Raw genomic sequence first — 10,766 nt, forward strand, 5'->3', positions numbered from 1 at the left:
CTCGAAGAAAAATGCGCTTGGACGGGCGCACGGTTTTGAGGATGAAACTCAAGTTTAGCTGGGATGCAATGCAACTGCCGGGCAAAGGGCGCATCACGCTAGGCAACATCCTACACAAGACCGATGGTAGCGAACCTGTACTGGAACACGACGAAGGCCGCTATTTCGATCATGCCAACCACAAGATTCATGACAAATACACCCTAACCAACAATCTCTGGAAATACCTGCAAGATTACTCTGACAAACACAAGGCTAAGGGTAACGGCTTTGGTTTTGGGCTGGCGTATGCCAATAGCGTGACCCGTACCCTTTCCGCCCGTTATTACAAAGACGGCTCGGAAATACTGGTCTGGCAAGGCGAAAACAAAAACCCGCGCCGCCTCACTCCGCGAGAATGTGCGCGGCTGATGGGCTACCCAGACACTTTCCGTATTCCGGTGTCGGATACACGGGCGTACCAATTGTTTGCGGCAGCAGCCGTTCCCCCGATGATGGAAGCAGTAGGTAAACTAATGCTGCAATACATCAAGCCTTTGGGTAGAGTAAGTGATTTTTCAGTTACTTTCCCTAAAGGAGAACAAGCGATGAAAAACAAAAACTGGACACGTGAGCAGGTGATGGTTGCCCTGAATCTCTATACTCAATTGCCTTTTGGGAAAATGCATAAAGGCAACCCACTTATTATAAAAACAGCTCAATTAATTGGGCGCACACCCGATGCATTAGCAATGAAACTCACCAATCTTGCCAGTCTTGATCCACAAATTACAGAAACAGGCAGAAAAGGTTTATCAGCTTGTTCCAAACTCGACAAAGATGTTTGGGCAGAATTTCAAGGAAATCCAGAAACAATTGGCTATGAAAGCCAGCAAATTGTTGATTTACTCGCTCAAGAAGATGAAAACCTGAGTGATCTATCGAGCAGTGCAATTCCTGATGCATTATTGCCAAGCTATTTCTCAGAAAACAAAGTTGCTAATGCAAAAGTACGTGTAAAACAATCATTCTTTCGCAAGGCTGTTTTAAGTAGTTATGAGAACCGTTGTTGTATGACAGGGCTTTCTGAACCTAGATTACTAATTGCAAGTCACATAGTGCCGTGGAGTGAAAACCCACACACGCGACTGAATCCAAAGAATGGTTTGTGTTTATCTGCGCTTCACGACAAGGCTTATGATCGTGGTCTGCTAACAGTAACACCAGATTATATCATTCAGGTTTCGGATCAACTCAAGGAAATAGAAGAAACTGCATTTTCAAATAGTTATCTCTTAGGTTTGGATGGAATGAGTATATTATTGCCAAGAAAATTTACACCTATGCGTGAATTTCTTGATTATCACTATTCAACTATTTTTTTGAGTTAGATTTTTTATTAATGTTATATATGGAGCCATTATCATGAAACTCTCAAAAAGTAAATCAGCTAGTATTTTAACAAATAATAGCCATATCAGTGGCTTTACTAATACGACCAGCAATGTCAAAAAAAAGCAAGCGATAATTCCTCCACCATTTCCTATGTGTTGGCCTGTTGGTAGTTATCCTAGCAAAGATCAATATATAAAGTTCGTGATAAATTGGTATGATCATAATACCGATATATTAGAGATATATGAAATGGTACTTCCAGATATTGCAAATCAATATGAGGAGCTGGACAATCACGCCGAAGCTTTTCTAAAACAAGCTGCTGCTCACGAGTATGACAATCTTCCTACTACAGACATGGTTTTTTCTGAGTTATTTTCAGATACTGCATACGAAGATAAAAAATATTATTTGAAGCATTTTTTCAAATGGAACGATCAAGCTATTGAAGAGGAGATGAAAAAAACTTGCGACATGCCACTGTGATGGTTTTGATGGCTCAGCTTTCTCTATTTCAAAAAGCAATGGCAAGCGGAACCATTTCCTATGATCCCGCTATCAATATCATTAACGCGCCTGCAACACCTCCCAATGAACCTCAACTTCACCCTTATCACCCGCGACATAAGCAGAATCGCCGGTAATCGTGATCGACAAATCCATCGTGCGGCTCACCAACGCCACCAGTGCTTCAATTTCTTCTGCGGGGAAGCGGAAAAACGCCGTATCCAACTGGCTAAACTTTTTCACATTTTGTGACCACCAGACATCCGACTTGCTGTTAAAGCTGTAAACACGCACCGCTCGCGCCCGATGCGTCGCCTTTTTGATCCGTTCTGGGGTGGGTTCACCCAAATCAATCCACAGCGCGATTTGCTCATCCATCGTGCGTACCCAGATGGCGGGTTCTTCCACGTCTTCCAGCCCTTTGGTCAACTCAATCCCCTCCTGAGCATTGAGGCAATACGCCAAAATCCGCACCATCATGCGCTCCAGCGTTTCGGAAGGATGCTGCGCAATGCTCAGATTCAGGGAATCGTAGTAATTGCGTTCCATATCCGATAACGAAATTCTGGCTTTGTAAATGGTTGGTTTGATTGCCACAGTTAACCTTGTCTGTTGGGTTGCGGGAAGATGCAGCCGCATACTAACAAAAACCGAGCTAACTCAAGGTGTTTAAATCGTTCAACTTCTCAGCCAATGCCTGATCGATAGATTGTGTCTGGAAATTACCGCTAATATCTTTGTAGGTCAGAGAATCCCCTATACTGATCTTGCCATCATCATCATTATCAATGATGTTGGCATTGAAATAGTTTGCATCCAAAAATGCCCTTACTTTAGTGTCTAAATCCAATGCCTGATGACCAACCTCGCCCGGTGGGCTGGAAAGACCACCAGGGTCAAGATTTGGATCATTCAACTTCTCAGCCAATGCTTGGCTAATGATGATAGTTTGTCTAGTACCTTGGGCATCCTGATAACCTAGGCTATCTCCGGCACTGATCTTGCCATCACCGTTTCTTTCATACAGTTCAGCGTTACTTGAGTAATGAGTATCCAAGTAGCTGCGCTGTGCTGCATTAGGGGTAATCGTACCTTGAACACCGGGAATAACATAAGCACCAGGATCAGTTAAAGCATTGAGTTCATTAAGCGCATCCGCTCGTGGCTGGTCAATGGTGACGTAGCGCAAGGCTTCTTCACCTGCCCCGTAATCCAGCCTATCCCCCGCGCTGATCTTGCCATCGCCGTTCACATCCTGAATAGTGGCAGCACTGGCATAAAAACTGGAGAGATAGCTTTTAAGCGCATTGCTACCATTAATGGTATTTACGGTAGGCGGTTCATTGGTAGCAGGCTGATCAGGCTTGCAATGGCAACCGGACGGTTTAGCATTATGGGTATTTTCTGTTCCCAGTTGCCCCATCAATTGGCTGATAATATTGGAAATCATCCGCATAAGTTGACTCCTATTAGCGGAATCACCCTGCATTGCAGCAGAACGGCTCTTACCTGACTTAGCATTGATTTCTTTGAATTGTTTTTTGTCAAGAATGTCATTAGCCCTGCTCTGTGAGTAAGCGCTTTGATTATTAATCATGAACATGATAATAAACTCCTTTTTACTGAAAAATTGTGACTTTTAGTGTACCAATCACAGTAAAATTCTGCCTGAAGTCGCCAACATAAAAGTTGTGAGCAGTCTTAAAGAAATGACTAACGGCAACTATGCGCATACAAAAACGCCCGCATCAGCGGGCGTTTTCACCATCACTCACCACCAAGCCACTTACGTCGCCTGATAGTAAAGATTCTGCGGATGATTCGCCTGTGCGAAGAAGAACCAGCGTTCCGCCAGCAAGCCCACGTACTGAATCAACGCCGCCGCCAGCAACACCACCGCAAACTGATTCGACCAACCAATCACCACCAGCGTCACCGGCACAATAAACACCGCAATCAGGAAAAATACTTTCACAGTTTGCAAAAACTGCGGGCTTTTATGATGGAAAAACTCACGGGTATTAAACGAGCCACCCATTGCCCCTTGTGAAATCTGGGTAATCTTCGGGTGACGTACCCCAATGGCGGTGCAAGCCGTGCTCTTACGCTTCAAACGCCCATTACGACGCAACGCAAACATGCGGCTCACAAAGCCCACCAAGGTAAACACCAACGCCCACAACGCATACGCATCCACCAAGGTGCTACAGTAATGCGCACTCAACGCCGCCGCCAACGAGAAACCCGATGCCAAACCCAACAGCGTGTAGTTAACAATCGTCAACGGTGTCGCCCATTCCTGAATGAATTTGACTGCCGCGTAAATCATCCCCGTGCAAACATACAGCAAGAACGCCAGCACACCCGCCACCAGACCCACCAACAAGGTCAATTTGACCTCTACCGTCCCTGTGGTAAAGATCACCGGATCAATCCCCAAATAATGCAACGCGCCCCAGATGAACGCCGTGCCCGCAAACGCAGGCAACACAATCACTTCACGCGCCAACCACGAAGTCCGCCACATGGTCGCCGCTCGCCATGCCCGTTCCGGTCTGCCCAAATGGAAAAACGAGGCAAACAACCCCAACGCCATTAATACCGTCACGATAACCGTGCCAGCAATGTACAACGCCTGCTGCGGCATGGCATCACCCACCACCCCAAACGTGTTGTAAACCTGACCCGTGTACAGCGCCAGAAACAAGCCCTGACCCGCACCAATCAATGTGGTCAAAAAAATGACCGAAAAAGCAGGATGCATAAATCCAATCTCCTTAGAACAGGAAGTCGTCCAACGATGGCAAGTCAGAGCTGACTGGCGCACGCTGTTCTTCTTTCTTCAACGGGTTATCAATACGGTTCAACGATTCCTCAGTCACCTGAGCCTTCATCTTGCGCCGAGGCAGGTAATGGTTAGACGGGCGCGTCCCCCATTCCGGCATCAACTGATAACCGCCACGTTCATTAATCGCTACCGACACTTCCGACATCGGGTCATGCACATCCCCAAACAGCCGTGCACTGGTGGGACAAGCCAACACACACGCCGGTTTACGGCGGGCTTCCGGCAAGGTGGTGTCGTAAATACGGTCGACGCACAAGGTGCACTTCTTCATCACCTTCTGCTTTTCGTCGATTTCCCGCGCACCGTAAGGGCACGCCCACGAGCAATACTTGCAGCCAATGCACTTGTCGTAATCGACCAGCACAATGCCGTCTTCCTTGCGCTTGTAGCTGGCTCCTGTCGGGCAAACGGGTACGCACGGCGGGTCTTCGCAATGCAAACAGCTTTTCGGGAAATGCACCGTTTCCACGTTGGGGTATTCGCCCACTTCAAAGGTTTGCACGCGGTTGAAAAACGTCCCCGTCGGGTCTTTGCCATACGGGTTTTTGTCCACCATGCCACCGCCGCCTTCGCTGGAGGTGTTCCATTCTTTGCAACTGGTGACGCAGGCGCTACAACCCACGCACACATTTAAGTCAATGACTAACGCTAACTGGGTCATGTTTACTTCCCCTTAAACCGATTCTTGAACAGACCAGAACCACCGATAAAGGTCTGCCATTTGCCCACAGGCTTCGCCATGCCGGGGTAACGCGGCTGGGTCGGGAATTGTGGGAAGGTTGAACCTTGGTCTTTCTTATCCGCTTTGTAGACTTTGACGCGCACATCGAACCACGCCGCCTGCCCGGTGATCGGGTCGGAATTGGAGATATGTTCGCCTTCCGCCTGATTGGGTAGCTCTTCGCCGATAATGTGATTCAGCAAGAAACCACGAGTGCATTCGTTGGCATCTTTTTCCAGACCCCACGCGCCGGAGGCTTTACCAATCGCGTTCCAGGTCCACACCGTGTTTGGCTCGACCGATTGCGAGTAACGGGCTTCGCAACGCACGCGACCGTGGACTGATTCCACCCAAATCCAATCGCCGTCTTCAAAGCCGTACTTTTCGCCGACACTGGGGTGCATGTGCAAATAGTTGTGCGCGTGAATCTGGCGCAACCACGCATTCTGCGAATCCCACGAGTGATACATCGCCATCGGACGCTGGGTTAAGGCACTCAGCGGGAAGTCCTGCTTATTAATCATCTCGTTTTCGAGCGGCTCGTGGTAGAACGGCAGCGCATCGAAGAAACGTTCCACCCGTTTACGCAAGCGTTCCGGCGGCTGCTTGCCGTGCGAAATGCCTTGCGCGGCACGGCGGAATTTATGCAACACCTCGGAATACAAGTGGATATTGATAGGCTCGGCGTGACGGGTCATCCCGTTAGCCTTCGCCCATTGCAGATAGCCTTCGTTCCAGTTACGCATGTACTGGTAAGATTTCGGCATCACATGGTGGTGCATACAATTGTTCTTGGCGTACTGTTCCCACTGATTCGGGTTCGGTTCGCCGCGCATGGTCTTTTGCCCATTCTGCCCACGCCAGCCGCTCAAAAAACCAATGCCAGACCCCGGTGCGGTTTCAAAATTGATAATGAAATCAGGGTAGTCTTTGAACTTACGCTTGCCCTTCGCATCGGTGAACGCGGGGAAGCCAAGGCGTGAACCCAACTCAATCAACACTTCTTGGAACGGCTTGCATTGCTCAGTCGGTGGCAAAATCGGAATCCGCACCGAATCGACAGGGCCGTCGTATTCGGAAATCGGGCGATCCAACATCGACATCACGTCGTAACGCTCCAAATACGTGGTATCCGGCAGGATCAAATCCGCAAACGCCGTCATTTCCGAGTGGAACGCATCGCACACCACGAGGAACGGAATTTTGTACTCACCGTTCTCATCCTTGTCCTTGAGCATGTCGCGGACTTCGGTGGTATTCATCGACGAGTTCCACGCCATATTCGCCATGAAAATCAGCAAGGTGTCGAGCTTATACGGGTCGCCGCGCCAGGCGTTGGTAATGACGTTGTGCATCAAACCGTGAACGGAGAGCGGGTATTCCCACGAGAAACCCTTGTCGATCCGCACCGGCTCGCCAGCATCATCCACGAACAAATCATCCGGGTCAGCAGGCCAACCGAGCGGCATCCCCTCCAGCGGGGTGTTCGGTTTCACATCGTTCGGGGAAGTCGGTGTTTTGGGGCAAGGCGGAATCGGGCGCGGATACGGTGCTTTGTGACGGAAACCACCGGGGCGGTCAATCGTCCCCAACAACGACATTAGAATGCTGAGGGCGCGAATGCTTTGGAAACCGTTGGAATGCGCCGCCAAACCACGCATCGCATGGAACGCGACCGGATTACCGGTCACATGATCGTGCTCATTGCCCCACACGTCTGTCCACGAAATCGGCAATTCGATTTTCTGGTCACGCGCCGTAATCCCCATTTCGTGCGCCAAGCGCTTGATGGTAGCGGCGGGAATGCCGGTAATGTCTTCCGCCCATTCAGCGGTATAACTTTCGACACGCTCGCGCAGCAATTGGAACGCGGGTTTGACGGGCGTGCCATCTTTCAACTTGAATTCGCCAGTCAAAAACGGGTCAGCACCGGGGGTATGCGTCGAAATCGGCTTGTTCAGCTCACGATCCCACCACAACTTATTTTGCGGGTCAAAGCAGCCTTCTTCGGGCGGCACTTCAAAGCGCAGGAACATGCCGTATTCGCTGTTCTTCGGGTCAAGGTTGACCAGTTCCGGGCCATTGGTGTAATTCACCACGAAGTCGCGGTCATACAAACCTTGCTCGATAATTTCGCGGGTAATCGCCAGCAGCAATGCGCCGTCCGTGCCGGGGCGAATCGGAATCCACTCATCCGCCACCGCTGCGTAACCCGTGCGTACTGGGTTGATCGCAATCATGCGCCCGCCATTGCGCTTGAACTGTGACAGCTCGATTTTTAGCGGGTTGGAATGGTGGTCTTCCGCCGTGCCGATCATCACGAATAATTTGGCGTGGTGCAAATCGGGGCCGCCGAATTCCCAGAACGAACCGCCGATGGTGTAGATCATGCCTGCCGCCATATTGACGGAGCAGAACCCACCATGTGCCGCGTAGTTCGGCGTGCCGAATTGCTTGGCGAACAAGCCGGTGAGGGCTTGCATCTGGTCACGTCCGGTGAATAGCCCGAACTTTTTCGGGTCAGTGGCGCGGATGTGGCGTAGGCGGGTTTCGAGGGTATCGAAGGCTTCTTCCCACGTAATCGCTTCAAATTGCCCTTCGCCACGGGTCGCGTTGGCTTTGCGGCGCAACGGCGTGGTCAGGCGGGCAGGCGAATACTGCTTCATAATGCCGGATGAACCCTTGGCACAGATCACGCCCTTGTTGAGCGGATGGTCAGGGTTGCCCTCAATGTATTTCACCTCACCGTTTTTGAGGTGGACATTGATGCCACAGCGGCACGCACACATGTAGCAAGTGGTGCTTTTGATTTCGGTTGCTTGATTAATTTGGGTAGTCATATCAGTAGGTAACTAAATAAGGAATTACTGAAATACAGCATTAAAGTGATAGTGCTTGAGATAGGTCAAGGAATCAATAATAAAAATTATCTATATCAATAGAATTTTTCTATTGCAAGATAGAGCAACCCACAAGGGATAGTTGTGCTTTAATCTTAACTATCACAGAGGAGGTAGCACCATGCAGAGAATACGTAACGCAGGCCATTTTTTAGAAAAAGTGGGGGATTTAGCGGTGGAAGCATTCCACGTTCTGGGTTTGTTCGTGATCGGCGGCACGATTGTGTGGTCGGCGGCGCACGCTTACTTGGTGGATATTATGCAGAAGCCCTACGCCAGTCTAGATGACATTCTGCTGCTGTTCATCTATCTGGAATTGGGGGCAATGGTCGGCATCTTCTTCCGCACCCATCGGTTGCCCGTCATTTTTCTGCTGTTCATCTCCATGACCGCGCTGACCCGCTATCTGGCGATTGACCTGAAAGACTTCGACAATATGAAAATCATCACCATTGTCTCAGCAATTTTGCTGCTGGCGGTGGCGGCATTTATCCTGCGCTACAGCGAAAGCAAGGTATCGCCCTCGGAAGAGCTAGGGCTGAAACGCCATGATTTGAGTGACACCAGCGGGACGAAGATTTCGTGATTAGGGTGAAGGCTCCAACCGATACAACGCCCCATCGCTCTCATCCGTCAGCACATACAAATACCCATCCGGTGCTTGCTGAATATCCCGAATCCGCCCGATTTCGTCTTCCAGCAAGCGTTCCTCATCCACATAGCGGTTCCCATCCAGCGTAAGGCGCGAAATCAATGCAAACTTGAGGGCGCTGACCAACAAATTACCCTGCCAGCCAGGGTATTTGTCCCCGGTGTAAAACGTCATGCCTGCGGGCGCAATCGAAGGTGTCCAATACAAAACAGGCTGTTCCATGCCCGCTTTTTCCTTCAAACCCGCCCCAACTTTGCCGCCACCGTATTCTTCGCCGTAAGTGATCACCGGCCAGCCGTAGTTCGCGCCCGCTCGCAAAATATTGATTTCATCGCCACCTTGCGGGCCGTGTTCGCCCGTCCACACCTGCCCGGTGGTGGGGTGTAGCGCAATGCCCTGCACATTTCGATGCCCATAGGTATAAATTTCCGGCTGTGCCCCGGCGGTGTTGACGAACGGATTATCCGCCGGAATCCGCCCATCATCGTGCAAGCGAATCACGCTGCCCGCATGATTTTCCAACATCTGTGAATTGTCACGCTCACCCCGATCCCCCAGCGTCAGGTAAACGTAACCCGTACGGTCAAACGCTATCCGCCCACCAAAATGTTGCCCACTAAACGATTGCGGCGTGGCGGCAAACAACACATCAAGCTGTGTCAATGCGCCATCCTGATAGCGCCCACGCGCCAACTGCGTGCTGTAACCGTCGTCACCCTCTGCCGCATACGCCAGATATAACCAACGGTTTTGCGCAAACTGCGGGTGCAATGCCAAGCCCAACAAGCCACCTTGCCCTTGCTCAGCAATCGCAGGCAAGCCGCTCACCGGCTCGGGCAATAAGGTGTTGCCCTGAATGCGCCGTAATCTGCCCGCCCGTTCACTGACCAACATCTCACCATCGGGCAGAAACACCATGCTCCACGGATGCTCCAGCCCCTCAACCAGCTTGGTCGCCATGAGCGGTTTAGCTGCCAATGAAGCAGAGAAAGCCAGCAATGACACCAGCACTACCGGCAACAACCACCGAACCAAGCCACGCGCAACTGTTGACATTGAAACCTCCGTTAAAATGCACCATTCCCTTGAGTATAGTGAAGCGCAACACATTGAAGTGGCTAAATTTATTCACATATCTGGAACCTGGATAACCACTTGTCGGCAGAAGCAAAATCACTGGCTATTTCACCGTAAACTGACGCTCTATTCTCAGCCAGGAAAGATTATCTATCTGGGTTGAATGCCAACAATAATAAGGAGGGTCATTAATGTTAAGTTTCCACTCTGCCAGCACCCGCATGGTGAATTCCAAACGCGCTATCACGGAATGCATGGAGGCAGCCTTCGGTGAAGGGCACGCCACCGATTGTGATTTGCTCGTCATCTATGCGTCGATGGGGCACAACTTTCAGCACCTATACGCATCAACTTTAACCCGCGAAAGCGGTCTCCCTCTCTGGTAGGCTATTAGTTTTGCACACCGAATAGATCGACTTCGACAAGGAGACCGCGCATTGATACTGACAAAAGTAGCCACCGCATTGCAAGCCATCTTGTATGAAAAAGCGGACGCGTTAGCAAAAAAAGCGGCTTCATTCAACGCCAGCGCAAACTCAGCGGCTCGAACTTCATCCGCAGCTTGGTGTTTGGCTGGATGGGCAATCCTGCCAGCACATTGGATGGATTAAGTCGGACAGCCGCCTTCCAACAGCTCCCCATTAGTCCACAGGGACTGGACAAACGTTTTACCCAAACAGCGAGTGA

At 50.3% G+C, this 10,766-nt stretch carries 11 protein-coding genes; 5 read left to right on the forward strand and 6 right to left on the reverse strand.

The annotated features are described in order from the left end of the window. Nucleotides 1–41: 41 nt before the first annotated feature. Both BLV87_RS20005 and BLV87_RS14020 read left to right on the forward strand, forming a co-directional pair. Complete coding sequence (locus BLV87_RS20005; RefSeq protein WP_281241353.1) at nt 42–1,370, forward strand: DNA cytosine methyltransferase; 1,329 nt, start codon at nt 42–44, stop codon at nt 1,368–1,370. Between the two features lie 34 nt (nt 1,371–1,404). Next, nucleotides 1,405–1,860: a hypothetical protein gene (locus tag BLV87_RS14020; RefSeq protein ID WP_093069675.1), complete on the forward strand. Its 456-nt coding sequence runs from the start codon at nt 1,405–1,407 to the stop codon at nt 1,858–1,860. An 81-nt stretch (nt 1,861–1,941) separates the two neighbouring features. Here the strand turns inward: BLV87_RS14020 and BLV87_RS14025 are convergent, their stop codons facing one another. From BLV87_RS14025 to BLV87_RS14045, 5 genes are all read right to left on the reverse strand, one after another. Next, a complete protein-coding gene (locus tag BLV87_RS14025) occupies nt 1,942–2,478 on the reverse strand; it encodes a YaeQ family protein (protein ID WP_093069676.1) in 537 nt (178 codons plus the stop codon). Between the two features lie 58 nt (nt 2,479–2,536). Continuing rightward, nucleotides 2,537–3,484, reverse strand: a complete 948-nt coding sequence (locus tag BLV87_RS14030) for a hypothetical protein (RefSeq protein ID WP_093069678.1) — start codon at nt 3,482–3,484, stop codon at nt 2,537–2,539. A gap of 183 nt (nt 3,485–3,667) precedes the next feature. Next, on the reverse strand, nt 3,668–4,645 hold the full coding sequence (locus BLV87_RS14035; protein ID WP_093069680.1) for a dimethyl sulfoxide reductase anchor subunit family protein: 978 nt from the start codon (nt 4,643–4,645) through the stop codon (nt 3,668–3,670). A gap of 13 nt (nt 4,646–4,658) precedes the next feature. After that, a complete protein-coding gene (locus BLV87_RS14040; protein ID WP_093069681.1) occupies nt 4,659–5,390 on the reverse strand; it encodes a 4Fe-4S dicluster domain-containing protein in 732 nt (243 codons plus the stop codon). Nucleotides 5,391–5,392: 2 nt separating this feature from the next. Continuing rightward, the gene (locus tag BLV87_RS14045; RefSeq protein WP_093069683.1) at nt 5,393–8,290 is read right to left on the reverse strand and encodes a molybdopterin oxidoreductase family protein; all 2,898 of its coding nucleotides are present in this window, start codon (nt 8,288–8,290) and stop codon (nt 5,393–5,395) included. 181 nt (nt 8,291–8,471) lie between these two features. On the opposite strand from BLV87_RS14045, the gene BLV87_RS14050 reads away from it, so the two are divergent. Beyond that, a complete protein-coding gene (locus BLV87_RS14050; protein ID WP_093069685.1) occupies nt 8,472–8,936 on the forward strand; it encodes a phosphate-starvation-inducible protein PsiE in 465 nt (154 codons plus the stop codon). Here the strand turns inward: BLV87_RS14050 and BLV87_RS14055 are convergent, their stop codons facing one another. Next, nucleotides 8,937–10,058 carry a PQQ-dependent sugar dehydrogenase gene (locus BLV87_RS14055; RefSeq protein WP_175517947.1) on the reverse strand — a complete coding sequence of 374 codons (1,122 nt, stop codon included), beginning with the start codon at nt 10,056–10,058 and terminating at the stop codon, nt 8,937–8,939. Between the two features lie 212 nt (nt 10,059–10,270). Between BLV87_RS14055 and BLV87_RS14060 the strand changes: the two genes are divergently transcribed. Continuing rightward, nucleotides 10,271–10,465 (forward strand): hypothetical protein, encoded by a 195-nt coding sequence (locus BLV87_RS14060; RefSeq protein ID WP_093069686.1) that lies wholly within the window; start codon nt 10,271–10,273, stop codon nt 10,463–10,465. A gap of 51 nt (nt 10,466–10,516) precedes the next feature. After that, nucleotides 10,517–10,690 carry a hypothetical protein gene (locus BLV87_RS19440; RefSeq protein WP_175517799.1) on the forward strand — a complete coding sequence of 58 codons (174 nt, stop codon included), beginning with the start codon at nt 10,517–10,519 and terminating at the stop codon, nt 10,688–10,690. The last annotated feature ends 76 nt before the right edge of the window (nt 10,691–10,766 follow it).

Source organism: Thiothrix caldifontis (genome assembly GCF_900107695.1).
GTDB lineage: Bacteria > Pseudomonadota > Gammaproteobacteria > Thiotrichales > Thiotrichaceae > Thiothrix > Thiothrix caldifontis.

Excerpts from the sequence above, each read along its gene's own strand:
- BLV87_RS14055 (WP_175517947.1), bottom strand. The coding sequence starts at position 10,058 with ATGTCAACAGTTGCGCGTGGCTTGGTTCGGTGGTTGTTGCCGGTAGTG.
- BLV87_RS14060 (WP_093069686.1), top strand. The coding sequence starts at position 10,271 with ATGTTAAGTTTCCACTCTGCCAGCACCCGCATGGTGAATTCCAAACGC.
- BLV87_RS20005 (WP_281241353.1), top strand. The coding sequence starts at position 42 with ATGAAACTCAAGTTTAGCTGGGATGCAATGCAACTGCCGGGCAAAGGG.
- BLV87_RS14040 (WP_093069681.1), bottom strand. The coding sequence starts at position 5,390 with ATGACCCAGTTAGCGTTAGTCATTGACTTAAATGTGTGCGTGGGTTGT.
- BLV87_RS14035 (WP_093069680.1), bottom strand. The coding sequence starts at position 4,645 with ATGCATCCTGCTTTTTCGGTCATTTTTTTGACCACATTGATTGGTGCG.
- BLV87_RS14045 (WP_093069683.1), bottom strand. The coding sequence starts at position 8,290 with ATGACTACCCAAATTAATCAAGCAACCGAAATCAAAAGCACCACTTGC.
- BLV87_RS14030 (WP_093069678.1), bottom strand. The coding sequence starts at position 3,484 with ATGTTCATGATTAATAATCAAAGCGCTTACTCACAGAGCAGGGCTAAT.
- BLV87_RS14020 (WP_093069675.1), top strand. The coding sequence starts at position 1,405 with ATGAAACTCTCAAAAAGTAAATCAGCTAGTATTTTAACAAATAATAGC.
- BLV87_RS14050 (WP_093069685.1), top strand. The coding sequence starts at position 8,472 with ATGCAGAGAATACGTAACGCAGGCCATTTTTTAGAAAAAGTGGGGGAT.